This is a genomic window from Streptomyces albireticuli (assembly GCF_021228125.1).
Taxonomy (GTDB): Bacteria; Actinomycetota; Actinomycetes; order Streptomycetales; family Streptomycetaceae; genus Streptomyces; species Streptomyces albireticuli.
In genome coordinates this window covers 94,134-119,434 of record NZ_JAJQQS010000018.1, presented here as the reverse complement: position 1 = coordinate 119,434, position 25,301 = coordinate 94,134, and the positions used below count along the sequence as shown (strand labels likewise).

24 protein-coding genes and 1 pseudogene are annotated in these 25,301 nt (G+C 72.2%); 9 read left to right on the top strand and 16 right to left on the bottom strand.

All coding sequences use genetic code 11. From position 1 onward, the window contains the following. Nucleotides 1–508: 508 nt before the first annotated feature. Complete coding sequence (locus LUZ64_RS28340) at nucleotides 509–1,462, bottom strand: hypothetical protein (RefSeq protein WP_095582499.1); 954 nt, start codon at nucleotides 1,460–1,462, stop codon at nucleotides 509–511. 393 nt (nucleotides 1,463–1,855) lie between these two features. Here LUZ64_RS28340 and LUZ64_RS28335 point away from each other — a divergent pair, with 393 nt between their 5' ends. From LUZ64_RS28335 to LUZ64_RS28325, 3 genes are all read left to right on the top strand, one after another. Further along, nucleotides 1,856–3,961 carry an alkyl/aryl-sulfatase gene (locus tag LUZ64_RS28335; RefSeq protein WP_232398915.1) on the top strand — a complete coding sequence of 702 codons (2,106 nt, stop codon included), beginning with the start codon at nucleotides 1,856–1,858 and terminating at the stop codon, nucleotides 3,959–3,961. A 141-nt stretch (nucleotides 3,962–4,102) separates the two neighbouring features. Beyond that, nucleotides 4,103–4,381, top strand: a complete 279-nt coding sequence (locus LUZ64_RS28330; RefSeq protein WP_232398932.1) for a DUF1540 domain-containing protein — start codon at nucleotides 4,103–4,105, stop codon at nucleotides 4,379–4,381. Between the two features lie 138 nt (nucleotides 4,382–4,519). Further along, the gene (locus LUZ64_RS28325; protein ID WP_095581558.1) at nucleotides 4,520–7,411 is read left to right on the top strand and encodes a M4 family metallopeptidase; all 2,892 of its coding nucleotides are present in this window, start codon (nucleotides 4,520–4,522) and stop codon (nucleotides 7,409–7,411) included. 62 nt (nucleotides 7,412–7,473) lie between these two features. On the opposite strand, the gene LUZ64_RS28320 is transcribed toward LUZ64_RS28325, so the two are convergent. Continuing rightward, nucleotides 7,474–8,058, bottom strand: coding sequence for a hypothetical protein (locus LUZ64_RS28320; protein ID WP_143593138.1), 585 nt, complete (start codon nucleotides 8,056–8,058; stop codon nucleotides 7,474–7,476). A 339-nt stretch (nucleotides 8,059–8,397) separates the two neighbouring features. Here LUZ64_RS28320 and LUZ64_RS28315 point away from each other — a divergent pair, with 339 nt between their 5' ends. Next, a complete protein-coding gene (locus tag LUZ64_RS28315; RefSeq protein WP_095581556.1) occupies nucleotides 8,398–9,591 on the top strand; it encodes a saccharopine dehydrogenase family protein in 1,194 nt (397 codons plus the stop codon). Between the two features lie 62 nt (nucleotides 9,592–9,653). On the opposite strand, the gene LUZ64_RS38195 is transcribed toward LUZ64_RS28315, so the two are convergent. From LUZ64_RS38195 to LUZ64_RS28295, 5 genes are all read right to left on the bottom strand, one after another. Continuing rightward, complete coding sequence (locus tag LUZ64_RS38195) at nucleotides 9,654–9,728, bottom strand: hypothetical protein (protein ID WP_467343482.1); 75 nt, start codon at nucleotides 9,726–9,728, stop codon at nucleotides 9,654–9,656. 158 nt (nucleotides 9,729–9,886) lie between these two features. After that, nucleotides 9,887–10,933 (bottom strand): lytic polysaccharide monooxygenase auxiliary activity family 9 protein, encoded by a 1,047-nt coding sequence (locus tag LUZ64_RS28310; RefSeq protein WP_095581555.1) that lies wholly within the window; start codon nucleotides 10,931–10,933, stop codon nucleotides 9,887–9,889. Between the two features lie 135 nt (nucleotides 10,934–11,068). Further along, complete coding sequence (locus LUZ64_RS28305; protein WP_143593371.1) at nucleotides 11,069–11,320, bottom strand: hypothetical protein; 252 nt, start codon at nucleotides 11,318–11,320, stop codon at nucleotides 11,069–11,071. Nucleotides 11,321–11,548: 228 nt separating this feature from the next. Beyond that, complete coding sequence (locus tag LUZ64_RS28300; protein WP_095583256.1) at nucleotides 11,549–13,096, bottom strand: ATP-binding protein; 1,548 nt, start codon at nucleotides 13,094–13,096, stop codon at nucleotides 11,549–11,551. A gap of 38 nt (nucleotides 13,097–13,134) precedes the next feature. After that, nucleotides 13,135–13,845 (bottom strand): response regulator transcription factor, encoded by a 711-nt coding sequence (locus tag LUZ64_RS28295; protein ID WP_095583248.1) that lies wholly within the window; start codon nucleotides 13,843–13,845, stop codon nucleotides 13,135–13,137. Nucleotides 13,846–13,878: 33 nt separating this feature from the next. Here LUZ64_RS28295 and LUZ64_RS28290 point away from each other — a divergent pair, with 33 nt between their 5' ends. Beyond that, on the top strand, nucleotides 13,879–14,427 hold the full coding sequence (locus LUZ64_RS28290; protein WP_095583247.1) for a hypothetical protein: 549 nt from the start codon (nucleotides 13,879–13,881) through the stop codon (nucleotides 14,425–14,427). 17 nt (nucleotides 14,428–14,444) lie between these two features. Here LUZ64_RS28290 and LUZ64_RS28285 read toward each other — a convergent pair whose 3' ends face one another. Next, entirely contained in the window at nucleotides 14,445–15,146 is a 702-nt protein-coding gene (locus LUZ64_RS28285; RefSeq protein WP_095583246.1) for a class I SAM-dependent methyltransferase, read from the bottom strand. 190 nt (nucleotides 15,147–15,336) lie between these two features. On the opposite strand from LUZ64_RS28285, the gene LUZ64_RS28280 reads away from it, so the two are divergent. Next, on the top strand, nucleotides 15,337–15,891 hold the full coding sequence (locus tag LUZ64_RS28280) for a heme-binding beta-barrel domain-containing protein (protein WP_095583245.1): 555 nt from the start codon (nucleotides 15,337–15,339) through the stop codon (nucleotides 15,889–15,891). Nucleotides 15,892–16,233: 342 nt separating this feature from the next. Here the strand turns inward: LUZ64_RS28280 and LUZ64_RS28275 are convergent, their stop codons facing one another. Continuing rightward, nucleotides 16,234–17,139: a S41 family peptidase gene (locus LUZ64_RS28275; protein ID WP_095583244.1), complete on the bottom strand. Its 906-nt coding sequence runs from the start codon at nucleotides 17,137–17,139 to the stop codon at nucleotides 16,234–16,236. A gap of 57 nt (nucleotides 17,140–17,196) precedes the next feature. Between LUZ64_RS28275 and LUZ64_RS28270 the strand changes: the two genes are divergently transcribed. Both LUZ64_RS28270 and LUZ64_RS28265 read left to right on the top strand, forming a co-directional pair. Next, on the top strand, nucleotides 17,197–17,739 hold the full coding sequence (locus LUZ64_RS28270) for an ArsR/SmtB family transcription factor (RefSeq protein ID WP_095583243.1): 543 nt from the start codon (nucleotides 17,197–17,199) through the stop codon (nucleotides 17,737–17,739). Nucleotides 17,740–17,979: 240 nt separating this feature from the next. After that, nucleotides 17,980–18,318 carry a thioredoxin family protein gene (locus LUZ64_RS28265; protein ID WP_095583242.1) on the top strand — a complete coding sequence of 113 codons (339 nt, stop codon included), beginning with the start codon at nucleotides 17,980–17,982 and terminating at the stop codon, nucleotides 18,316–18,318. A gap of 56 nt (nucleotides 18,319–18,374) precedes the next feature. On the opposite strand, the pseudogene LUZ64_RS28260 reads toward LUZ64_RS28265, so the two are convergent. The 3 genes and pseudogenes from LUZ64_RS28260 to LUZ64_RS28250 form a co-directional block, all read right to left on the bottom strand. Continuing rightward, nucleotides 18,375–18,617: pseudogene (locus tag LUZ64_RS28260) on the bottom strand (LysR family transcriptional regulator); the annotation flags it as partial. Nucleotides 18,618–18,721: 104 nt separating this feature from the next. Continuing rightward, on the bottom strand, nucleotides 18,722–19,195 hold the full coding sequence (locus tag LUZ64_RS28255) for a hypothetical protein (protein ID WP_095583241.1): 474 nt from the start codon (nucleotides 19,193–19,195) through the stop codon (nucleotides 18,722–18,724). 115 nt (nucleotides 19,196–19,310) lie between these two features. Continuing rightward, on the bottom strand, nucleotides 19,311–20,429 hold the full coding sequence (locus tag LUZ64_RS28250; protein ID WP_095583240.1) for an FAD-dependent oxidoreductase: 1,119 nt from the start codon (nucleotides 20,427–20,429) through the stop codon (nucleotides 19,311–19,313). Nucleotides 20,430–20,482: 53 nt separating this feature from the next. Here LUZ64_RS28250 and LUZ64_RS28245 point away from each other — a divergent pair, with 53 nt between their 5' ends. Then, a complete protein-coding gene (locus LUZ64_RS28245; RefSeq protein ID WP_095583239.1) occupies nucleotides 20,483–21,169 on the top strand; it encodes a TetR/AcrR family transcriptional regulator in 687 nt (228 codons plus the stop codon). Between the two features lie 102 nt (nucleotides 21,170–21,271). Here the strand turns inward: LUZ64_RS28245 and LUZ64_RS28240 are convergent, their stop codons facing one another. From LUZ64_RS28240 to LUZ64_RS28225, 4 genes are all read right to left on the bottom strand, one after another. Continuing rightward, the gene (locus LUZ64_RS28240) at nucleotides 21,272–22,351 is read right to left on the bottom strand and encodes an LLM class flavin-dependent oxidoreductase (protein ID WP_095583238.1); all 1,080 of its coding nucleotides are present in this window, start codon (nucleotides 22,349–22,351) and stop codon (nucleotides 21,272–21,274) included. Between the two features lie 168 nt (nucleotides 22,352–22,519). Beyond that, a complete protein-coding gene (locus LUZ64_RS28235) occupies nucleotides 22,520–23,179 on the bottom strand; it encodes a hypothetical protein (RefSeq protein WP_143593370.1) in 660 nt (219 codons plus the stop codon). Between the two features lie 177 nt (nucleotides 23,180–23,356). After that, on the bottom strand, nucleotides 23,357–24,016 hold the full coding sequence (locus tag LUZ64_RS28230) for a response regulator (RefSeq protein ID WP_372478748.1): 660 nt from the start codon (nucleotides 24,014–24,016) through the stop codon (nucleotides 23,357–23,359). Continuing rightward, on the bottom strand, nucleotides 24,013–25,209 hold the full coding sequence (locus tag LUZ64_RS28225) for a sensor histidine kinase (RefSeq protein ID WP_095583236.1): 1,197 nt from the start codon (nucleotides 25,207–25,209) through the stop codon (nucleotides 24,013–24,015). Before LUZ64_RS28225 ends, LUZ64_RS28230 begins: the two co-directional genes overlap by 4 nt. Between the last annotated feature and the right edge of the window lie 92 nt (nucleotides 25,210–25,301).

Here is a 25,301-nt window from a genome sequence, read left to right as displayed (position 1 = left end):
CAAGCTCCGGCGCGTGGCCGGGAAGGGCGGCGCCGAAGGCGGCACCTTCATCGCTCTCCAGGCGGCGCCGGGCACCCGCATCAGCCCGGAGACCGCGGCGGCCGCGCGCGAGACCCTCGCCCGGGCGGCCCTCGGCCACCGCCGGATCCCCGGCAGGGAACGCGTCCTGGCCGCCGAGACGCTGGCCGTGCTCGGCGACCCGCGGGGCCTGGAGGCGTTCAGGGCGATGGCGGACGACCCCGGCCGGCTCGACACCCTCGACGCGTGGCACATGCCCCTGCCGGACGGCACCAGCGTGGGCCCCGTGGCGGGACGAGCTCGACGACGCCCGCCGCAGTACCCGCCGGGACACGGTGGCCCAGCTCGACGCCGTGATCCGGGCCGCCGCCCCGGGCGCCGCCGCGCGTCCGCACGCGACGTGCGCACGGGCGTCCTTCGGGCGGCTGCCGGCCGAGGAGGCCGGTGCGCCGTGACGTTCCCGAGCGCGGTCCGAAGGCCGTCGGCGCGCCTAATCGAGGATCCGCTCGTCGAAGGGGACGGGTACCCACTTGTCCTCGGTGAGGCCGGGGTTGCCGACGTCGTTCGCGTACAGCAGCTTCCACGCGACGCGCCGGTACCCGGCCGACGGGATGGTACGGAAGGGCAGGCCGCCCTTGTCGAACCACGGCGTCGTGCGCACCTCGCCGTCCTTCGCCCAGACGATCTCGGGCACCCAGGAGCAGTCGCAGCGCCTCGTGGCCACGGTCAGGTCCACCGCCAGCGTCCTGCCGCCCGTGATCTCGACGGGGAACGACAGCTCACCGGTGGGCACGACCCGGGCGTACCGTCCGCCGCCGTCCAGATCGGCGCGTGCCGTGACCGTCTCCTCCTCGCCTCCGCAGCCCGCCGCCTGGAGCCCCAGCACGGTCGCCTCGCCCGCCGCGGGTACGGGTTCGCGCGCGATCACCTTGATCCGTACCTCCCGGATCACCAGCGGTCTGCTTCCCTCGGGCTGGATGTGCAGGGTGAGCGTGGTCCTGTCGGGGTCACCGGCGTTGCGGGACGAGACCCGGGAGGTGTCCAGTTCGCGGTCCCGGACCGGCGGTTCCACGAGCTCGGCCGGCGGGGTCCTCACCACCCGGGCGTCCCATGGGCACAGGTACAGGGGCCGTTGGACGTCGAGGCCCTTGCTCCGGGCGTGCTCCTCGTCGGCCGAAGGGGCCGCGGTGGGGCCGGACATGGCCGCACCGGACGCGCTGGGGCCGGCCGTACCGGGAGCGGCCGTACCAGAAGCGGTCGTACCCGGGTCCGGGCCCCGTGATTCCACGGTCCGGGGCGACCGCGACCCGGACACATAGATCGGCGGCGGGCCGTCCTCCCCCTTGACCGCGTCGACCACCCAGGAGAACCCGCCGGTGACGGCCAGCCCGATCACCGCTCCGACGACCGCCACCACGATGGGCCCGATGACAACCGTCGACATGAAACTGCGGTCCCGGAGAGGGAAGTAGCCCCTGCCACGGCGCGGGGTCGGCGGAGGCGGAGGCGGGGCGCCCGGAGGTGGAGCGTTTCGGGACGGAGGGTCCGGAGGCGGGCCGGTCGGCTCGGCGGACGGATCGGGCTCAGGAGCACGCGAGTTGTGCGTCATATCTCTCCCCCTTGGGCCGCACAGGGTAACGAGAGAGGACGCGTGGAGGGAGGGGGTGCACGCCTACGCAGAGAAACTGCCACGGTACCAAGGGTGGCTTGATCGGTCCCTTGTATGCGGATCAGTCGCTTCATAGCGTCGTTTGCGTACCGGCACGGCCATCGCACCACACGTGCCTCTCCTTTCACGCGCACAGTTCCTCTCCGTATGTCCCAAGGAGGCAGTCGCATGACCGATACCCATGGCTTCACCGAGCCCGTCGAGCCGTCCCCCTCCGTCGTGGAAGCGAACCGCGGCGTCATCAACACCGTCCCGCCCAACGCGGAGGACTTCGAGGACGCCCAGCGCGGTCTGATCGCCCTGCCCGACGTCGCCGTGATCCCGACCCGCGACGACAAGGGCGTGGCCTGGAACTTCGCCGGCTACGACTTCCTCCTCGACAGCGACGACCAGGCCCCGCCGTCCGTCAACGCGAGCCTGTGGCGGCAGGGCAAACTCACCGCCGTCGCGGGCCTGTTCCAGGTCACGTCCTCCGGCAACCGCACCATCTACCAGGTGCGCGGCTACGACCTGTCCAACATGACGATCGTCACGGGCGACACCGGCATCGTCGTCATCGACCCCCTCGCCTCGTACGAGACCGCGCAGTACGCCCTGAAGCTCTTCCGGGACCACACCGGGATCACCACGCCGATCAGCGCCGTGATCTACACCCACAGCCACGTCGACCACTTCGGCGGCTCCCGCGGCCTCTTCCACGAGACCGGCGATGTCATACCGAAGGACCTCCCGGTGTACGCGCCCGAGGGCTTCCTCGAGCACGCCATCAGCGAGAACGTCTACGCCGGCCCGGCCATGGCCCGGCGCGCGGAGTACATGTACGCGGCGAAGCTGGACAAGGGGCCCCACGGTCAGGTCGGTTCCGGTCTCGGCCTGACGATCTCCACGGGCGAGGTCACGCTCGTCCCGCCGACCCACTACGTCGGCGGCCCGCTGATCCAGCCGGCCACGCCCGGCGAATGGTCGCCCGCGAACGTCGTCCCGTGGCGGAAGGGCCTCTACCAGCACTCCGTCGACGGCATCCCCATGGTCTTCCAGCTCACCCCCGGCACCGAGTGCCCGGCGGAGATGAACTTCTACTTCCCCGAACTGCGCACCATGTGTATGGCGGAGAACTCCACCCACACCCTGCACAACATCCTGAGCCTGCGCGGCGCCCAGGTCCGGGACCCGCACGCGTGGTCGACGTACCTCACCGAGGCGATCCAGACCTTCGGCGAGTACACCGACGTCGAGTTCGCCTCCCACCACTGGCCGCGCTGGGGCCGGGAGCGCATCGTCGAGTTCCTGAGCAACCAGCGGGACATGTACGCCTACCTCAACGACCAGACGCTGCGGCTCATCGACGAAGGCTTCAACGGGATCGAGATCGCCGAGAAGCTCCGGCACCTGCCGCCCGGCCTCGCCGAGCACTGGTACAACCAGGGCTACTACGGCTCGCTCAGCCACAACTTCAAGGCCGTCTACCAGCGCTACATCGGCTGGTTCGACGGCAACCCCGCCCACCTGTGGAACCTCCCCCCGGTCCAGGCCGGCGTGCACTACGTCCAGGCCATGGGCGGCCCCGCCGAGGTCGTCCGCATCGCCCGGGAGGCCTACCAGGCGGAAACGCCGCAGTACCGCTGGGTCGTCGAACTCCTCAATCACGTCATCTTCGCCTCCGGCGACACCGCGGACGCCTTCGAGGTACCGGCCGACGTGCTCCAGGAAGCCAAGACCCTCCAGGCCGAGGCCATGACCCAGCTCGGCTACGGGGCCGAGAACGGCACCTGGCGGAACTTCTACCTCACCGGTGCCGAAGAACTGCGCACGGGTCCGCAGAAGCCCACCTCGCACGGCGCCTCCGACCTGGTCAGGAGCATGTCCCTCGACCAGTTCTTCACCGCCATGGCCAAGAGCGTCGACGGCCCCAAGGCCGCACTCGAACAGCGGTCGCCCATCGTGCTGCGCTGGGTCCTGACCGGCACCGGCCAGGAGTGCACCACGACCCTGCGCAACGGTGTGCTGATCTACGTCGAGGGCCAGGACAAGCTGGCGGGCAAGCCCCAGGCGACCATCAGCCTCACCCGTGAGGCCCTGGACCAGCTGGCGCTGTCCGGCATCCACTTCAAGGAGAACTTCGACGAGGCAGTGCGGAACGAACAGATCCAGGTCGACGACCAGGCGGCCGCCGACACCGTCTTCGGCTACCTGACCTACCCCGACCCGGTCTTCCCCCTCGTCACCCCGCGCCCCGCCCCCTCCGGCCAGGAGCCCGGGCCCGTCACGGGCTGACCCGCGGCACCCGGTCCCGCATCCGGGTGAAGACACCGGGCCACCGGTGTCGGTGTCCGGCGCCCGAGGAAGGCGTCGGAGGTACGGAGCGGGGTGCCGCTGCCGGGGCCCGGACGTCATGCCGAGGAGAACGCCGTGGAAATGCCGCAGGTGAGCGTGTGTCAGGTGGACGAGTGCGCCTACAACCAGGACAGCGCCTGCCACGCCCTGGCCATCACGGTGGGCGACTCGACCCACGCCCACTGCGACACGTTCTTCGTGTTCCCCGCCAAGGGCGGCGACTCCTCGGCCGTCGGCCGGGTCGGCGCCTGCAAGATGTCCGGCTGCCTGCACAACGTCGGCCTCGAATGCCAGGCCCCCGGCATCACCGTCGCCGCCATGGGCGCCTCGCCGGACTGCCTGACGTACACGGCGACGTAAGGTACGCACCCGGCCCCGGCCTCCGGGCCCGCCGCCACCCGGACCGAAACTCGCCCACGCATTTCCGTCGCCCCCATTGAACGCGTGCGCGCGACACCGATTGCATGTCGGGTGTCTCATCGATGGGGGGGGGTACTCATGCGTAAGCGCAGAGGGCTCGCGGACAGTCCGGGTCCACGGCGGAGAGCGGCACGAAGAACGGAGACGTCCGGAGCACGGAGCGGCTTACCCGGTGCGGCGGCGCTGATCGGCGTCGCCGCACTCGTCGTCTCCGCACTGCCCGCGAACGCGGTCGCGGCACCGGCGGCCGGCACGGAGGAGGTGGTCCCGGGACAGCGCACCGCGGCTCCCGCGCTGGTCAGCGGCGTACGGGAGCGGGTGAAGGCCACGGGGAGCGCCGCCGACGCGGCGCGGCACCATCTCGCGGACAAGGAGAGCCGCTACCGGATCCCGCGTCCGGACCGCGACCTGGAGCACGTACGGACCGTCACCGCGGGCGACGCGGAGACCGTGCGGCTGCGGCAGAAGCACCACGGAGTGGAGGTCTTCGGCGCCCAGTACGTCGTCCGGATGGAGAGGAAGGGCGGGGAGCGGGTCGTCACGGGCACCTCCGGCCGGTACTTCACCGGGCTGAAGGTCGCGGTCGAGCCCGAGGTCGACGGGAAGCTCGCGGTCGAGCGGGCGGTGGAAGCGGTCGAGGCGCGGCTCGGCCCGTGGCGGCCCGGCCGGGACGGGAAGGGCGAGGAGCCGGGAGAGGGGACCTCGCGGCCGCTGACCGGCACCGCCCACGGGCTCGTCGTCCTGCCCCGGGGCGCCGGCGTGCTGACCCACCACGTCACCGTGCGCGGCACCGCGCCGGGCACCGGCGCGCCCGTGCTGCAAGAGGTGTACGTCGAGGCGCGGTCCGGCTATCCGGTCCTCCAGTACAGCGGGATCAAGTCGTTCTCGGGTGCCGGGTCCGGTACCGGGACGGGGGCCGAGGGCGCCGCGAAGGCGGCCGGGTCCGGGAAATCGCCTTCCCGGGCCGCCGCGGCCGGTGTGCGAGGCTCCGGCGTCCGGCTCGACGGGGAGACGGTCGGACTGGCCGTCGAGCGGGACGACGCGCGCGGGGAGTACGTGCTGCGCGACCGCACCCGCGCCGAGGAGGGCAGTGACAAGAACCAGATCTCCACCTGGGACGCGCGCGACCGGAGCGTCAGCGAGGTGTGGGGCACCTGGCCGCCCGACCTCAAGGAGTTCGGCTCGCCGGAGCCGGCCTTCGGCAAGGAGGCGACCGAGGCTGGCGCGGTCGACGCGCACTGGGGCGCCGGCAAGGTCCACGACTACTACAAGAGCCTGCACGGCCGCGGCGGGTCCGACGGCCGCGGCGCGGCCGCGCACTCCCTGGTGGGCATCGGCTGGGGGTTCGCCAACGAGGCCGTCTGGGACGGCACCAAGGCGATGTACGGGAAGGGCGACGCCGAGCACCGGCCCGTCGCCGCCGCGCTGGACGTCGTCGGGCACACGATGACGAAGAGCGCCGTCGAGAACAGCGCCGGCCTGGTCAACGCGGACCAGCCCGGATCCGTGGGCCTGGCGTTCGCCGACTACTTCGGCAACGCCGTCGACACCGACGCCCACGGCACCCCCATGGACAGCCCCGCCTCCGGCCTGGTGGGCGAGGCGCTGTGCCGGGCGAAGGGCCCCCGCGCGTGCGCGGCCCGTGACATGAACGACGGCCGGACCACCTCCAAATCCTTCCTCGGGGTGTCCTTCGCGACCGACAACGGCGGCGTCCACGCCAACTCCACCCTCTTCTCGGGCGCGCTCTGGGACATCCGCGAGGACCTGGACCGCACCCTCGCCGACAAGATCGTCCACAAGGCGCTCACGGAGTACATGACGCCCCTCGACGGCTTCACCGAGGGCCGTCACGCCGTCGTCGCCGCGGCCGAGGACCTCAAGGTGACGGGTGCACAGCTCAGGTCCGTCGAGCGGGCCTTCGACGCCCACGGCATCGTGGCCGGCTGGGAGACGGCCATGGGCGTGGACTCCGACCGCCTCTTCGGCGGGATCAACACGGACGGCTTCACGTCCGTGGGCGCGGGCGGCGGCTGGTGGGCCGCGTCCAGCTCGAACGAGGACGGCTCCGAGGCGTACTCGGTCTGGGCCGGGCGCCTGGACGGCACCGGTGAGAAGATCCGCGTCAGCCCCAACGACGGTCGCTACCACGCGGATCCGGTCACCGACGGCAAGACCGTGGTGTGGCACTCCTACCGGGGCCGGACCTCGGAGGTCCTGGCCCGGCCGCTCGCGGGCGGCCCCGTCAAGAAGCTGTTCTCGAACTCCGGCAACCTGGGACGCGTCTCCTCGCTGAGCGTCGAGGGGAAGCTCCTGACGTTCACCTCCTACAGCCGCTGGACGGGCCCGCGCGTGATGTACATGCGGATGGGCGACGAGCAGCCGGTGGTCGTGCCACCGGTCCCGTACAGCAAGTACGGCAGCACCGAGAACCCGTCCCTCAAGGACGGCCGGATCGCCTTCTCCACCTCGCGCCGCGTGGACGGTCTGTACCGGTCCGGCACCGAGGTCCTGGACACCGCCACCGGCAAGCGGACGACGATGGGGCAGCTCGGTACACCGGTGGACACCGGCCCGACCGCGATCACCGGCAAGTACGTCTACTGGCTGGCGTCGAACGACGAGTCCAGGCAGCCGACCGCGGTGCGCCGCGCGAACGTCGACGGCACCGGTACCCTCGACATCAGTCCCGCCGAGGGCAAGGACGCGCTGAGGGGCGTCCACCTGACCGCCTCCGACGAAGCGGTGACCGTCGGCACGGAGTCGTCCGAGACGCGGATCAGTAACGAGACGCTCGGCAAACTGTGGCAGCTCTCGCCGGACGGCTCGCGCAGGAGCCGGGTCTCCTGCAACAGGGGCGAGCAGTTCTGGCCCGCGACGGCGGGCGGCAGGCAGGTGGTCTGGCTCGACGCCACGACCGGCTCCACCGACCTGGTGACCCGCTCCCGCCCGGCGGGCGACTGCGGCTGACCTCCGCGTGACCCCGGTGCCTTCCGCCCGACGGGAAGGCACCGGGATCCCCTGCCCCGGGGCTACGGCGTTATCGACCACTTCAGCTGCGCCGGCGCCGAAGCGGGCTCTCCGGTGTACTTCGAGGTGTACGCGGACGAGGCCGCCGAGGAGGAGGACTTGGAACCGGAGTAGTCGTCGCCCTTCTCTCCGCCCTTCTCGCCGCCTCCGCCGCCGGCACCGAGGTACCAGCCGTTCGCCTCGTTCTTGACGAGCTTCGTCGCGGCGTCGTAGGTCCACTTCAGCTCCGCGGGAGCGGCCGACGCCTCGCCCGTGTACTTGGTGGTGTACGCGGGAGCCTTGGCGGAGGAGGAGCCACCGCTGCCGAGGTACCAGCCCTTGGCCTCGTTCTTGATGAGTTTGGTGGCCGCGTCGTAGGACCACTTCAGGTTGCCGGGCGCCGCCGCGGCTTCGCCCGTGTACTTGGTGGTGTGCGCGGGGGCCTTGGCCGAGCCGTCACTGCCGCTGTCGAGGTACCACCCCGCTTCCTCGTGCTTGATCAGTCCTGCTGACGGGGTGTCGGCCTGGCCCACTCCGGGGGCCAGGACCACCAGCGTGGAGGCGGCGACGAGGGTCGCGAGCCGCCGGGCGAGCGGGTGCACTGGCATGGTCGTCCTGCCGTTTCTGCGTGGGTTTCGAGGAGGCGAACGGTTCGCCTCAGAACCGCACTGTCCGCAATGAGCATGGGTCAGCGCCCCGCCGCGCCCCCACCGGAACCGTCGCCCACCACCGGTTCGTGCATGGGCATACGGCTCGACCGGCGGGGTGGCGGCGCTGCCGCGCGTTCGGGGGCGCCGGGCGCACAGCGGCCGGGGCGTGCCCGGACGGTGGTCTCCCACATGTGGTCCCGGGGCGTTCGGATGAGGAGAACCGGCCCGGGTTCCGCCGGACGTACGTACGGTGGGGAACGCCCGATCATCCCGCACCCCGCGACAGCCGGAGGCTCCATGAACAGACAGGACGGCCCGGAACGGCCCTACGACGTCGTGCTCTTCGGCGCGACGGGGTTCGTCGGGCGGCTCACCGCCGAGTACCTGCTGGCGCACGGGCCGAAGGGCCTCCGCTGGGCGCTCGCCGGGCGCGGCCGGGCGAAGCTGGAGCGGCTGAGGGAGGACCTGGCCGCTGCGGATCCCGAGCGGGCCGCCGAGGTGTCCGTGGTGACCGCGGACGCGCGCGACCGCGCCGCGATGCGCGCGCTCGCCGAGTCCACGCACGTCGTCGCGTCGACCGTCGGCCCGTACATCTGGTACGGCGAGGAGCTCGTGGCCGCCTGCGCGGAGGCCGGGACCGACTACACCGACCTGACCGGCGAGCCGGAGTTCGTGGACCTCACGTACGTACGCCACCAGGCGCGAGCCCGGGAGACGGGCGCGCGGCTCGTGCACGCCTGCGGCTTCGACTCGATGCCGCACGACCTCCTCGCGTACTTCACCGTCCGGCAGCTGCCGGAAGGGGTGCCGCTCACGGTCGACGGCTTCGTCCGGGCGTTCGGGCTCGTCTCCGGCGGGACGCTGACCTCGTCCCTGACGATCCTCGCGCGGCAGCGCCAGGCGCTCGCCGCGGCCCGGGAGCGGCGGCGGTACGAGCCGGCGCCGTCCGGGCGCGAGGTCCGGGTCCCCCTGGCGGCGCCGCGCTTCAGCAAGGAGACGGGTACGTGGGCGCTGCCGCTGCCCACGCTCGACCCTCAGGTCGTCCGCCGCTCGGCCGCCGCGCTGGAGCGGTACGGGCCCGACTTCCGCTACCGCCACTACGCGTCCGTCAAGACGCTGCCCATGGCCCTGGTGGGGACGGCGGGCGTGGCCGCGGTCGCGGCCGTCGCGCAGGTGCCTCCCGCCCGCACCTGGCTGATGAAGCGCTACGAGCCGGGGAGGGGCCCCGGACCGGAGCGGCGGGCCCGCGCCTGGTTCCAGGTACGGGCGGTGGGCGAAGGCGGTGGAAGGCGCGTCTTCACGGAGGTCTCGGGCGGCGACCCGGGGTACGGCGAGACCGCGAAGATGCTGGCCGAGGCGTCGATGTGCCTGGCCCTGGACGATCTGCCGACCACATCGGGGCAGGTCACGACGGCCACGGCCATGGGGGACGCGCTGATCGGACGGCTGGGAGCGGCCGGCATCCCCTTCCGGGTGCGGCACGCCCGCTGAGACGGTGCCGAGTGGCCTCGGCCGGGCGCCCGGGGCTCAGACCCGGGGACCCGGCGCCCGGCTCAGCACTGAGGGCGCTTGCCGTGGTTGGCGGCCTTGCGGCGGGCCCTCTTCTTGCGTCGTCGCTTCGAGGACATGTCGGCTCCTCTCCGAGCTCCCTTAGGGATTTCGTCCAATTTATACCTTTCGGGGGTGGGGTGCGCGGAGGCTCGGCCCGCCGTGGGGGACGGCGCGCGGTCGTGCGGAGGCCGCGTCGACCGTGTGCGCGCCGTCCCCCGGCGTGTGCCCGACGTGCTCAGGAGCCGTTTCGCGCGGAGCGGCGCCGCATGGTCAGGAACAGGGTGACGGAGCCCGCCGCGAGCACCGCCGCGCCGCTCGCCGCCAGTACCGGCGTACGGCTGTCGCCGCCGGTCTCGGCGAGGCGACCGCCCTGGGCGACGGGGTCGGCCGGGGCGGCGGCCTTCACCGCGGAGTGCCGCTGGTGCCCGTTGCCGGAGTCGGCGCTCGTAGCGGCCGTACCGGACTTAGCGGCTTCGCCGGCGGCGTCGCCGTGAGCGCTCCCGCCGTGTCCGCCTTCGCCGTGTCCGCCCTTGCCGGGGCCGTCCCCGCCGTGCCCGCCGTGGTCGACCGTCGACTTGGCGGCCCCGTCGGTGATCTGCTTGTCGCTCGGCGCCGACGCCTTCGTCCCCGGCGCCGATGCCGCCGCCTTCCCGCCGAGATCCACGTCGGAACAGGTGTAGAAGGCCTCAGGGCTGTCCGAGCGCTGCCAGACGCTGTAGATCAGGTGACGCCCGGACCGCTTCGGGACCGTACCGTCGATGACGTAGCTCCCGTCCCTCAGCGTCGGGTTGGTGACCTTGGCGAACGGCTTCTCCTCCAGATCCGACCACTTCAGCGGCTTGGCCGGGTCGTAGCCGTCCTTGGTGATGTAGAGCTCGAACGTGCCGCGGTGCGGGGCCGTCGCCCGGTACCGGAAGGTGTGCGCGCCCGACGCCAGCTTGGTGCCCGGCCAGTCGGTGCGGGCCATGTCCAGCCCCTTGTACTTGTCGCGGCCGGCGCTGCACAGCTTGCCGTCGGGGATGATCTGGCGGTGCCGCCCGGCGGCGTCGCCGATGTTCACCTCGTTCCAGTCGTAGAGCGGCTGGGTGCCGCCGGCCGCGACCATCGCCTTGCAGGCGGCCGAGTCCGGGCTCTCCGGGCCCTCCGCGAAGCAGGCGGACACCCGGCTGACGGGATCCGTCATGGAGCCGTGCGCCGCGGCCGGCCCGGCGGTCAGCGTGGCGAGCGCGAGGGGGGTGAGGGAGAGCAGGGATATCCGTACGGTCCGACGTGTCCGATGCATGGGGGAACTCCTTGGTGGGTGGGTGAGGGGTGGCCCCGCACGCAGGGCCGTGGTGGGGGGAGTGGGGGGTGCCGTGCGTGCGGGGCAGTATGGGGGAAAGGAGGTGTGGGGGGCGAGGGTTGAAGCGGGAGAATGTCAGCTCCGGTACGCGCCGAACGCCCTGGTGAAGGCCGGTTCGTTCGGCGGGATCGAGCTGAACGTCGCGGAAGCGGGATTCCGCGCACCGCCCGGGCGGGGCTTGTCACGCGTCGCGGACCACATCGACAGCCGTCCGGGGCCCTTGGACCGGCCGAACCGCACCAGCCGCTCCGCGTCGTCGACCTTGCCGTACGCCGCCGCGAGCGCCACGACGAAGCCCGCGCCGACGAGCTTCGCCTCGCGGCTCACGTGTCGGCGGTGTGCGGGGGACGCGGGGGAACCCATGGGCGTGCCTGCCTGTCATGTGTCGGGGGGTGACGCGGCAGCACGCTAGCGAGAACGAATCGGGCGAATGGTTGAATCGCGGTCCCGGGCCCGCGATTTATGGCGCGCTTAAGGAACACATGGGTGACGATTAAAGAACCGGGACCGGCTCGCGGAGTGGGACTCGGACCCGTTCGCAGGGCCGGAACCCGCTCACGAGGACCGCCGCCCCGCCTTCCGCCCAGCCCTCATCCAGCGCATCCGGCCCATCCGGCGGCGCCGTTCGCCGCGGCGCGGCCCGCCTCCTCCGCCCAGCGACAGCCACACCCGCACCTCCGTGCCGCCGAGCACCGACCGTCCGATCCGCACGTCACCGCCCGTGGACTCCGCCGCCCGGCGCACGATGTCCAGGCCGAGCCCTGTGGAACCGGGGCCTCCGTCGCCGTGGCCACGGCGCAGCGCGGTGTCGGGGTCCGCGATGCCCGGGCCCGCGTCGGAGACGAGCACGATCACGGCCTCCTCGCTGTGGTGGACGTCCACGGCGAAGGCGGTGCCCTCGGGCGTGTGCCGGAAGACGTTGCCGAGCATCGCGTCCAGCGCGGCGACGAGTTCGGCGCGGGCCACGGGGACCCGTACGGTCGACTCGACGCCCGCGAGCCGCACCGCGCGCCCCTCGTCCTCGGCGAGCGCGGACCAGAAGTCCATCCGGTCGCGGATCACTTCGCACGCGTCACAGCCGAGCACGGGCCGCTCCTGCGGCTCGCCCTGCTCACGGGCGGCACGGATGAGCTGGTCCACCTCGCGCTCCAACTGGGCGACGGCGGCCCGGGTGTGGTCCGCGGCCGGGCCGTCGCCGAGCGACGCGGCGTTGAGGCGGAGCACGGTGAGCGGGGTGCGCAGCCGGTGCGAGAGGTCGGCGGCGAGCTCGCGCTCGTTGGAGAGCAGTCGCACGATCTTGTCGGCCATGGAGTTGAACGCGACGGCCGCGGCGCGCAGTTCCGCCGGGCCGTCCTCGCGGACGCGCACGCCCAGCCTGCCCTCCCCGAGCTCGCCGGCGGCCTTGGCGAGCCGCTCCGCCGGGCGCACCAGGCGAAGGCCGAGCCGGTCGGCCGTGGCGAGGGAACCGGCGACCAGGCCGAGGCCCACGCCGGCGAGGATCACCCAGGAGGTGGTGACGCCGTTGCCGACCGCGCGGTGGGGTACGTAGACCTCGACGACCGCGAACTCGCCGGTGCTCAGGGCCGTCGGCTGGAGAAGGGCGTAGCCGCCGGGCACGGAGGTGACGGCGGAGCGGCCGCGGCGGGCCGCCTCCACGGCACCGGGGGAGGCCCGGCGGTGGCCGATGTCGTAGGCCGGGCCGGCGGCTTGGGCCTCGGCTCGGGCGCCGTCACGTGCGTGACCTGCGGCCTCGACACCGCCACGCGCTTTACCTTCGGCCCCGGCGCCCTCACGCGCCTCGGCCCCGGCGTCACGCGCCTCAGCCTCGGACTCACCACCGGCCTTGGCATCGCCGCGCGGCTCACCTTCCGCCTCGGCTTCGCCGTCCGCCTTGTGCCTACCGCCCGGTATATGGACGGCCATCCGGCCCTCCCCGCCGGCCTGCGAGCTCGCGACCGCCCGTTCCAGCTGCTCGCGGTCGGTGGTGATGGCGAGCGCGGGCCGGATCTGGGCCGCCAGCCGTTCGGCGTCGGCGAAGGCGCGGTCCCTGGCCAGTTCCTTGACCACCAGCCCGAGCGGCACGGCGAAGGCGAGCACCACCATCACCGTGACGGCCAGCGACACCCTGATGAGCGCCCATCTCACGTCGTCCCCGGTGCGGCCGGCGGCTCCAGTTTCACCCCGACCCCGCGCACGGTGTGCAGATAGCGCGGGCTGGCCGCGGTCTCGCCGAGCTTGCGGCGCAGCCAGGAAAGGTGCACGTCGATGGTCTGGTCGTCCCCGTAGGACTGCTGCCAGACCTCGGCGAGGAGTTCCCTGCGCGGTACGACGACGCCCGGGCGGCCCGCCAGATAGGCGAGCAGGTCGAACTCACGCCGGGTCAGATCCAGTACGGCTCCGTCCAGTTCGGCCACACGGCGCAAGGGGTCGACGGACAGGCCGCCGACCCGCAGCGCCCCGGACGGCACGGGGTCGCCGACCGCGCCGCCCTTGCCCGAGCGCCGCAGCACGGCGGCCATGCGCGCGGTCAGATGTGCCACCGAGAACGGCTTGACGAGGTAGTCGTCGGCGCCGTCGGTGAGCAGCCGGATGATCTCCGCCTCGTCGTCCCGCGCGGTGGCCACGACAACCGGTACATCGGTGATGCCGCGCAGCATCTTCAGCGCCTGCGCGCCGTCCAGGTCCGGCAGCCCCAGATCGAGGACCACAAGGTCGAAGCCGACCTGTGCCACCTCGCGCAGCGCCTCCAGGGCGGTTCCGACGCTGCGTACGGTGTGCGAGGCCTCGGTCAGCTGCCGGACGAGGGCGGAGCGTACGAACGGGTCGTCCTCGACCACGAGCAGTCTTGCCATGGCCCGCACCGTACGCCATACGGGTGAGGCAGTATGAGCCAGGTGAGGCGAGGAATGATGCGGGCCCTGCTGTGGGCGCTGGCGACGACGGTGGCGATGGCGGTGTCCTGGTACGGGGTACGGACCGTGCTCGCGGGCACGGCCTACGAGCCGCCGCGCGCCCTGCCGATCTCCGGGGCGGCGGCGCCGACGACGGCGGTTCCCGCCACCCGGGCACCCGCACCGACGCCCTCGGCGCCCCCTTCGCGTCCGGTGGGCACGGAGCCGCCGCCCACGCCGCGGGTCTCGCCTCCGTCCCCGTCCGCGCCGGAGCCCGATTCAGGGGGGAGCGCCGAGGCGCCCTCCCCGGAGCGGGGCGCCGGTGAGGTGAAGAGCTTTCAGGTCCGGGGCGGGCGTGCGGTCTTCGACCTCGGCGAGAGCGCGGCGACGCTCGTGTCGGCGACGCCGGACGAGGGCTGGCGGATGCGGGTGTGGAAGCAGACGGCCTGGATCCGGGTGGACTTCGTGGCGGGGGAGAGGACCACGTCGGTGTTCGTCACCTGGAACGGCCATCCGCCGCACGTCCGGACGGTGGAGGGCTGACCCCGGCCGCCGTGCCTCTACCGGCCCGTGCGGACCGGCACGGCCCGGACCCAGGTGCGGTCCTCGGTCAGATAGGCGTCGACCGTGAGCCCCGCCTCGGCCAGGGCGTCCTCGAAGGCTTCCGTGGTGAGCGGACGCGACCGGAACGTCTGCGTCCATCGCACGTCCGGGAAGACGTACTCGACGTGGACGGAGCGCACACCGGGGCGTACGGGCTCGGAGGACACCACCCGGACCAGCCCGCCACCGGCGATCTCGCGCTCCTGGGGCAGGTTCTCGTGCCGGCCCGCGGCCTCTCGCTGGATCAGCACGCATCCGTCGTCCGCGACATGGTGCCGACAGGCTCGCAGCAGCCCCCGGCGGACCCGGGGGTCACCGGTGTGGACGAGGAACGACCCCAGCAGTACGACGTCGAAGCGCTCGCCGAGCTCCAGCTCCTCGATCGGGCCGCACACGGTGCGGGCGCCCCGGACCCGGTCCAGCATCTGCGGGGACTCGTCGACGGCGGTCACGGTGAAGCCCCGCTCGACCAGCGGATGCGTCACACGGCCCACACCGGAGCCCAGTTCGAGGATACGGGCCCGGGCGGGCACCGCCCGCTCGATGACGTCCGGTTCGTCGCCCACCGGCAGCCGCTCGTACAGCTCGACCGCGCAGCCGTCCGGGGTGATCGCTCCCGGCCCCGTCCCCTGATGCCCCTCGCGCACCTGACCACTCATCACCCCATCGGAACACACGGACGGCCGAGGGGAAAGACCGTGTCGGCCGCGGACACGGAAGCGGACCGCGCCGCTGTGCCCGTAACGGCGCTACCAGGCGGCGAGCCGTCCGCCGCCCTTTGCCCTCCGGCCGGCGGAGCGACCCCCTAGGCTGCCACCTGGCACCGGCCTTCACCCAGGAGCACACCTCATGTTCGCATTCGAACCCGCCCGGAATCACCCGTATCCCGATGCCTTCGGGCCGGACGACGCCCCCGCGCCGCACCCGCTGCTCGCACCGGTGACCGCTCTCCTGGGCACCTGGACCGGCCGGGGCCGCGGCGAGTACCCGACACTCGCAGACGAGTTCACGTACGCCCAGGAGGTCACCTTCAGCCACGACGGGCGCCCCTTCCTCCACTACGAGGCACGCGCCTGGCTGCTCGACGCGGACGGAGCCCCGCTGCGCCCGTCGGCCCGGGAGAGCGGATGGTGGCGGCTCCAGCCGGAGGGACGGGTGGAGGCGCTGATCACCCAGCCCACGGGCATCGCGGAGATCTCGGTCGGCCACGCCGCCGCCGGCACGGTGGACCTCACCACCCACGAGGTGGCCCTCGCCCCCACCGCCAAGAAGGTCGACGCCACGCGCCGCCGCTACGTCCTGACCGACGAGGACACGCTCGACTTCGTCCACGACCTGGCGGCGGTGGGACAGCCGCTGGGGCACCACCTCTCGGCGCGTCTCCGGCGCGCGGGCGGGAAGTAGCGCCCCTCACGCGGGACACCGGGGGCCGCTGTTACCGAAGGTCCCCTGCCGACGTGAGCGCTGTCCGTCCGGCAGCGGCACGTCGGCAGTGCGGGCGGAAGGCCCGTCGGATCCGGTCGGGAGGTGTCGGTCGGCGCCGACGGTGTGCGGCATCCTCCGCGAGCAGACCGGCGCCACCCGCCGGACTTGAACCAGACCGTCAGGGCCCCGCCCAGGCGGCCTCACGGTGGCTTTTCCTGCTCGGGCCGGCCCGCCGGCGCGGACGGCCGGAACGCCGACGACCGCGTCCGGGTGCGGGACCGCACCAGTGGTAAGCCGCCCTACGAAGTTGTGACAACCGGGTCAGCCTGCCAGCCGGGTGAGGGCCAGCGCGTGAGCGCGGTCGAGGGATTCACCAGCAGCGCAGGTGACGTCCGGCCGCACACCGGTGCCCTCCCAGTTCGTTCCGGAGACGGGGTTGATCGCGCGGCCGACCGGGACGGTGGCTTCCAAATGCGGGTGCACCGTCCAGCCCTTGCACGGGTGTGCGCCGCCGCGTGTCGGCTCGCCGACGACTACGGCGCGGCCGAGCTGCTGGAGGTTGTACGCCAGCTCTTCGGCGGCGGAGAAGGTGCTGTCACCGGACAGCACGTACAACGGTTTGCTGCCGCCGAAGCGCGCGCCGGGAACGTGCGGCAGGCTCCAGGACTGCTCGCTGCGCTCGCCGCCGTGCCAGTGCATGGTGTTGAGGTGGGTGCGCTCGTCGAGCAGGTAGCTGCAGACGAAGGCGACCGTGTCCGGGGCACCGCCCCGGTTGGCGCGAAGGTCCACGATCAGGGCCCGGGCGCGGGAGGCGAGGGTGAGCGCGGCGCTCAGCGGTTCGGCGGCCCACTCCAGCGGAAACAGCATCGGTGCCAGCTCCACCACGGCGACCCCTCCGTCCAGCAACTGCACCCGGGGCGCACCGCCCAGCGAGGTGTCGAAGTCCCGGCGCATGGCGTCCAAGGTGGCCGCCCCCTGCTCCGGGGAGACCGGGTCGGCGTGGTGCTTCAGTCTCAGGTGCCGGTCGCCGTTGACGGACTGAAGGTCCGCGGTGACCAGCCGGGCGAGCTCCTCGGCGTCGTCGACGTCGTACGCGCCCTCGGCGAGGCGTCGTCGCAGCAGGTCGGCGAGTTGCTCGGCTATGCCGGGGAAGACGTAGTGCTCGATCACGAGCCGGGCTGTCTCATCGATGACAAGGGCCGGTGGAAGCTTCGTCGAAGTCGTCATGGCCGGAAGTAGAACACCGCACTTGCGAAAGCGTCAAAGAGTTTAGACACTTTCGGTATGCGTGATCAGCCTCCTTATCCGCCGCCTCCTGAGGACGTCCTGGAGATCGGTGCGCCCGAGCAGTTCGCGGCGCTCTCCCACCCTTTGCGTCAGCGGTTGCTCTTCGCCTTGAGCCAGCGTCCCGCCACCATCAGTCGGCTCGCGGCGCAGCTCGACGCGAAGAAGGGCAACGTGGGCCACCACCTCAAAGTGCTCCGCGCGGCCGGGCTGGTCCACATCGCCGGGACCCGGCAGGTCCGCGGCGGCACCGAGCAGTACTACCAGCGCACGGCCCGCCACATGGTCGTCGCCGAACCCCAGGCGGCAGGCACCGCCGCGATGTTCGCCGCGGTCGCCCAGGAGCTGGACCGCTCTCCCGCCGAGCACCACCTGACACTGCGCCACCTGCGTCTCAGTCCCGCGAAGGCGAGAGAACTCGGCGAGACCCTCGCCCGACTGGTCGACGAGGCCGAGGAGAACGCGGAGGACCAGCCCGTGCACGGCGTGCTGGTGGCGCTCTATCAGCAGGCCCCGCCGGCCGGCACCACCAGTTCCGCCTAGCCGTGCGGCGGTGACGTCTCGCGCCGGTCCGTCGGCGCCTTCCCCGTGCCAGTGGACGTGTGGATCTCCCCGTATATGAGGTCGGGGGAGGTGCTTGACGGCTTGGTCCTGGGACTCGCTTGACGGTGTCCCGCCCGAGCTGTCGGTGATCTGCTGGAAGTGGTCGGCGTCGCACGCGCGTGTTACAGGCGATGATGGTGCCCCTATACATCTACATCGATCACGAGGTCAGGAGTTCCCATGCCAAAGCGCGTTCATCAGCCACTGGAGGACGAGGAGGTCGACTTCGTCCTCAGGATGAGCGATGGCCCGGTCCTCGCCTATTTCTCCGGGACGTGGCCGAAGGCGATCGAGGCATGCCGGGCAATGGACCTTGTCGTGGGCCGGATCGCGGAGGAGTACGCGAACCTCCTGACGGCCGTCAAGATCGACATCACCCGCTGCCCGAAGGCGACCAAGCGGTACGGCGTCACCGGGGCCCCGTCCGTCGTCCTGCTCAAGGAAGGCGCGGTGGCGGCGCGCGGCACGGGGTCGATGACCCACGCCGAGCTCCGGGATTTCCTGCTCGCTCACGTCTGACCGCCATCCCGCTCTTCCCCGGCCGGTCGTCGAATGCACTCCGGGGCCGTAGGCGCTCAGTGGCGGTACGCGGCCATCGCGATCTCGATGAACGAGCGGACCAACGGGTTGGTGTCGCCGTCGTTCCGTACCGCGACCACTCGGCTCGGCGCCATGCCGACCAGCGGAACCGCGATCAGGTTCCCGGGCAGGTCGTGTCCGAGCGGGGCCGAGCCGACAGTGCTGTTCCAGAGCACGGCCTGCAGGCATTCCTGGACGACGCGTACCACCGGGCCCTCGCGCGGCTCGCCGCCGTTCCAGCACGCCCGACTTCATCGACGGGTAGCGCCCCGCCACGTCCTGGCGCGGTCGCTGTCCCATGCCCAAGCGGAACGAACAGCCGCCTGAGCGCAGCCCGCCCGCCCTATCGAACCGGCCCGCACTCATCGACGATTACGGTCGGCTCCGACAGGAAGACATCCCGGTCGACGGGGCCGTAAGCGATGTTGAACGTGTCGAGCCAGTACGACCAACCGCGGATTCCCAGGGCGCTGGTGAACCGGTAGTTCAACTGCCAGCGGACCCACTGCCCGGGAAGCAGCCGAACCGCCGGCGGCCTGCGCGGCCGAGGCGGCAACCCGAAGAGCGGCTCCACACGAGGGAGCACTCGGAGCCGATCACCTTCGTCCCGCAGGCTGACGCCGATCTCGCGGTGGTTCTTCCGGCTCGAACGTGGCTCGAAGCCCTCACGCTCGGATATCTCGACGAAGTGCGCGGACCCAGAGGGCACTTGAGGCAACGAGAAGCCGACCGGCACCGCGTTCCTGCGGGCAGCGGCCTCCCCGCCCCGAGAGTGCTTCGTCCAGGACGTCTTGATCCACTGCACCGTGATATCCACCGCACCCGCCTTTCGCCGAGAGCCTACGGTCAACATTGCTTGACGTCACGCGGGTTTCGACGCAACTGCCTGCTGCCGTGGCGAGCTGTTGGTTCTGGCGCTCCCGCGCTTGCGGTCAGGACGGCTGGACTTGGTCGAAGAGGGCGAGGGCTTCGGCGGGGTCCGGGCTGACGAGGCGTTCCAGGCCGGCTGTCGTGATCTCCGCCCATCTGCCGGCCCGTGCCCACATCTTTTCCTCGAAGGCGCGGACGGCCCCGTCCAGTTCCCCGGAGCCGTTGGCGATGGACTCGGCGAGTTCGGCGCCTTCCAGCATCGCGAGGTTCGCGCCTGCCCCCAACGGGGGCATCAGATGGGCGGCGTCGCCCAGTAGCGTCACCCCGGCGACGTGGGTCCAGGTGTGGGAAACGGGCAGGGCGTAGAGGGGGCGGCGGACGAAAGCGGTGCCGTGGCGGAGGAGGTCGAGGACGGGAGCGGCCCAGCCGTCGAAGAGGGCCAGCAGGCTCGATCGCACGGCTTCGGCGTCGGCCGGGTCCAGGTTCGTGTGCCGGTCCAGCGGCGCGCGGAACTGGGCGTACACCCTGACGTGGCCGCCGCTGTTGCGCTGAGCGACGAGGGCTCGGTTCACGCCGTACACCGCCATGGAACCGTCGCCGATCAGACGGGCGAGGTCGGGGTGGCGGGCGTCGACGTCGTCCAGGGTGGTCTCGACCAGGGTGACGCCGGTGTAGTGCGGCGTCACCGGCGAGACCGCGGGGCGGATCCGGGACCAGGCGCCGTCCGCGCCGACCACGAGGTCGAACGTTTCCTGTCGCCCGTCCTCGAAATGGACCCGCACGCCCTCCCGGCCTCGCGGCACCACCCGCGTCACGCCACGACCCCACTGGACGTCGAGAGGGCCGAGCAGCAGGTCACGGAGTTGCCCGCGGTCGATCTCGGGATTGGCCCGGTCATCCGGACGGGGTCGCCAGTCGCGCAGGACGGTCCCGTCCGCGTCCAGGATGCGCATGGCCTGCCCCTCGGGGCGGGACAGCGCCTGGAACTCCGCCAGCAGTCCCGCCTTGTCCAGTGCGAGCTGGCCTAGCCCTTCGTGCAGGTCCAGCGTGCCGCCCGGGGGGCGTGAGTCGGGGGCGGGATCGCGTTCGAGGACGGTGACGGGGTGGCCATGGCGGTGCATGACCCGGGCGAAGGTAAGGCCGGCGGGTCCGCTCCCGACCACTGCGATACGGTGCATCATGTCGATACACTGTATTTCCCCTTCGTGATCCAGCGCAACAGAACGGTGTGACCATGACTGTGTGGGACCGGCCGGAACCGCCGACCCGCCCCGTGCCGCTCGACCGGGAGCGGATCGTCGCCGCCGCCGTCGCGTTGGCCGACGAGGGCGGGCTGGAGGCGGTGTCGCTGCGCAAAGTCGCCGCCCGGCTCAACGCCGGTCCGATGCGGCTGTACGGATACATCTCCACCAAGCAAGAGCTGTTCGACCTCATGGTGGACGAGGTCTACGCCGAGATTCTCCCCGAGGAGCAGCCAGGTGACTGGCGGGAGGCGCTGAGCGCCCTCGCCCACCGCACCAGGCGGGCCGCTCTCCGCCACGAATGGCTGGCAGACCTGCTCGGCGGCCGCCCGACCCTGGGCCCGAACGGCCTCGCCGTGGCCGAGACGACGTTGGCCGCCCTCGACGGAATCGCCGACGTCGACACCGGTATGCGTGCCGTGGAGACCCTCAGCGCCTACTTCACCGGCGCGATCAGACGTGAGATCGCGAACCTGCGGGCCGAGCGCGCCACGGGCCTGTCCAAGCGCGACTGGCAGCACGCGTCCGGCCCGCATGTGACGAGGATGCTGGCCACGGGCCGCTTCCCGGCGCTGGCCAAGGCCGTGTACGACGGCACGGACGTGGACGCCGAGGCGTCCTTCGCGACCGGCCTGGACTGGGTCCTCGATGCCGTGGCCGCCAAACTCACCCGGCCTTGACCGATTCCTTGGCCCGGAAAAGCACGAGCGGTCCCGCCGCATGTTCCACCGCTGCGTCCCCCGAACCCCGGACGGTCAAGGACCTGCGGCAGGCGGGTCCGTTCAGGTGAGGAGTTTCGCGAGCAGGGCCATCTCGGTGGGCGGGTCGACCACCGGCTGGATCAGGAGTTCGTCGACGCCGGCCTGTTCCAGGGTGGCGAAGCGGGCGAGGAGGTCGTCGCGGGTGCCGACCAGGGCCAGGGTGTTCATCAGCGAGGGCAGAACCAGGTCCCGGTCCCGCGGTGAGATGCGTCCGAGGTAGTCGGGGTAGAGCTTGGTGTGCCGGTCCGGCGCGGTGGCGGTGGTGCCGCGCCGGTCGAGGAGCCGCCGCACCGCCTCGCGTTCCTCAGGGCCGAGTTGCCCGACGAAGGCGGGTGTGTCGGCGGCCGTGTCGGCGGCGAAAGCCAGCAGCGACAGGACGAGGTGGCCCGTCGCGTCCCGGGCCGCGTCGCCGTGGGGGTCCTCGTCCTCGTCGAGCAGGTGAAGCGAGGTGATCAGGTAGGAGTCCGCCCGGGAGCCCGTGGGCGAGCCGGGGGCGCGAGGTGCGCCCTGGGCGGCGTGGCGGCGGGTGTCGTGCAGCGCGTGCCAGGCGGTGGGGTCCAGCAGGCCGACGGAGATGAGACCGGTGCCGCGGCGGCCGGCGACGGCGGCCGCCTTCGGCCCGAGCAGCGCGGCCACGACGAACTCGATCGGGTCGGTGGTGTTCACGTGCGCCCCGGCGTGCAGGAACCGGATGTCGCGGACCCGGTCACCTTCGCGGTACTCGGTCGAACGCCCGGCGCACAGGTCCTGCAGTGCGACGGTGAAGCCCTCCAGCCTGGCCGCCGTGGTCGGCCGCATGCCCAAGGTGCGCCGGGCGGTGTTTCCGGTACCGACTCCGCAGATGATCCGGCCCGGTGCCAGGGCGTTGAGGCTGGCGAGCCCGCTCGCGGCGGCCGGGGCCGAGCGCAACGCGGGTGAGGTCACGCCGATGCCGAGCCGGATGCGGCTGGTGGCCTTCGCACACAGGCTCAAGGCGACGAAGGGGTCGCCGTGGACCATGGGGGAGTCGTTGACCCAGAAGCTGTGCAAGCCCAACTCCTCGGCACGCACGGCGAGGTCCTCCACACCGGGCCGCGCGGCGACGACGACACCTGCACGCATCAGAACCTCCAAGGTGTGAGGATCGAATCGAACCTCCTCAGCATGGCAGGTCCCGGCGCGCTGGGACGTCGCCGAGTCGCGTGATCCGTAGCGCCGCAGGGCGGGACGGTCGTGCCTGCCATGACGAACCCGCCGCGCGGCCGGCGGGTTTCAGCCTCTACGAGGTGGTCACGGACGGACGGGTCCGTCCATCAGGTTGGTGATCAGCTTTCGTAGCCGTCCCGCGCGTACGGCCTCGACGCCGTGTACGAGCTGGGCCCCGTAGACGACGGCGGTCCCGGCCGGCGGCGCGCTGGTCCAGCGGGTGCGGGGGACGTCGCTCAGCGCGGCGATCTCCCGCGGCCCGGCGTGGTGGGATATCTCCCGTACGAACCGCGTGCCGGGCGCGAACGCGCTGCCGGGCCCGGCCGTCCGCTCCGTCCACAGCGCGTCCGACGCGCACGTGTCCACGTAGAACTCCCCGCCCCGCTCCGCCTCCCGCAGATGGAACGCCACCCGCGCCACCCGCTGCGGCCGGGACTCCGGGGCGCTCACGCCGTGCACGTGCGCCTCGATCCGGTCGCCGGGCCCGAGGTCGTGGTAGTCCCACGGCGTGACCGCGACCGCGGACGGGAACACCCGCCGGATCGCGGGCAGCGCCCGCTCCACCGCCCCGCCGAGGATCTCCTGCACCGAGGCGGGCGGTGCCAGCCCGTCACTGGGCCGCGCGGGAACCCAGCGCGTCGTCGCGAGGTGGTCGTCCATCAGCTTGACGACCTCCGCGGTCTCGTCGGGGGTGAGGAACCCCTCCACGGTGTGAACGGCGAGGGTCTCGGTCATATGGATCACGATCCACACTCCTCTCGCGGTACGGGCGCTTCCGACAGCGCATTCCACCGCCTGGTGCCGCCGATGCCAATGGCGAGAGCACATGCCACGGAAGCACCGGAGCGCACGCGCGGGCGTACTTGGGGGCGCGCACACGGCCCTTGCAGTCCGCTGCCCTAGCCAGGACCACCGGTCCCCCTACAGGGGGCCGACGATGCCCGCGTCGTGGGCGAGGAGGCCGGCCTGGGTGCGGTTGACGCAGCCCAGTTTGTCCAGCATGCGTGAGACGTAGCCCTTGATCGTGGCCTCGGAGAGGAAGAGCCGGGCCGCGATCTGCGCGTTGGACAGGCCCTCGCCGAGTCCGGCGAGGACCTGGACCTCCCGCTCGGTCAGCGCGGCGACCAGGTCGCGTGCGCGGTCGCGGGCGGAAAGACTGTCCGTCGACGCGGCGATGAGCCGACGGGCGGCGGACGGCGAGAGGACGGTGTGCCCCTGCGCGGCCGTCCTCACGAGTCCGATCAGTTCCTCCGGCGGGGTCGACTTGACCAGGAAGCCGGTCGCTCCGGCCCGCAGTGCCCGCAGCACGTACTGGTCGGCGTCGAAGGTCGTCAGCACCACGATGTTCGGCGGCTCCGCGAGCTCGTTGATGCGTTCGATCGCGGTCATCCCGTCCATGCCCGGCATGCGCAGGTCCATCAGGACGACGTCCGGGCGGCCGCGCCGGACGGCCTCGATGCCGGCCGCGCCGTCGTGGGCCTCGCCGACGACCTCCAGGTCCTGGGCCGAGCCGAGAATGGTGCGCAGGAACACGCACACCATGGGCTCGTCGTCGACCACCACTATGCGGGCCACGCTCACACCGCCGATTCCGCGGTCGGGACGTACGCGGGCAGCGTCGCCTCGACGCCGAACCCGCCGTCGGGACGGGGTCCGGCACGCAGGGTGCCGTGTACGAGTTCCATGCGTCGGCGCAGATGCGCGATGCCCAGGCCGGATCCGGTGTCCGCGAGGGCGCTGCTCGCTCCGTCGGCCGGAGGCGTGTTGAGGACGGTGAGCCGTACCTGGGCCTGGTCGTACCGCACTCGCACGGTCACCCGGGCGCCGGGCGCGTGTTTGTGGACGTTGGTCAGCGCCTCGCGCAGGACGCGGTAGGCGGTGCGTCCGACCACCGGCGAGGCGAGCGCGGGGTCGCCGTCCTCGATCAGCTCGGTCGGTGTGCCCACCGCCGTCGACTCGGCGACCAGGTCGGCGAATCCCCCCACGGAGGGCGTCCGGTCGCCCTCGGGCGTGGTGCGCAGGATGCCGACCAGATCCCGTAACTCCTCCAGGGCCTGGCAGCCCGCGGCGCGCAGTTCCTCCGCCGCCTGCCGGGTCTCCTCGTCCCGTGCCGTCACCCGCAGGGCTCCGGCCTGCAGCACCATCAGGCTCACCCGGTGCGTGACGACGTCGTGCATCTCCCCGGCGAGCCGGGCGCGTTCCTCGGCGCGGGCCTGTTCGGTGAGCAGGTGCCGTTCCCGCTCGGCCCGCTCGGCGCGTTCGAGAAGGGCGAGGACGATCCGTCGGCGGGCGTCGAAGTACAGCGCCAGCAGCGGCCCGACCGCGGTGCGCAGCAGCCCGATCGTCATGACGGTGACCGACGGCTCCCAGGGCCGCATGATGACGAGGGTGAAGGCGGCGAGCGCGAGGAACGCGGTGCGGCGGTTCTGTTGGTGGAAGAACGGGCCGTAGGCGGCCACCACGGTCGCGTAGGGGGCCCACACGTTGGTGTCGTGGGCGGGTGTCAGCGCGCCGGCCGGTGAGATCAGCAGCGTCACCGCGACCGTGAACGCGCCGAGCACGCCGACGACGGTGAGCGGGGCGACGCGGCGGAAGGCCAGCGAGGCGCAGGCGAGCGCCTGTACGCCCAGCACGACCCAGGCGAGGGTGTCCGGGCGGTCCGGCCACCAGCTGGCGCCGATCAGCGTGGTGCCGGTGTCCAGCAGTACGAAGGCGACCGCGATCGCCACGTCCACGGCCACTCGGTGCCGGTGGTGCCATGGTCCGTCCGTCATGACGCTCACCGTAAGCCATCCGGGGCGCCTTCCCGCGGGTGCCGGGGCCACCCCCTACCTTCGCCCCGGGCGGACCCTACGAAAGTCGCATG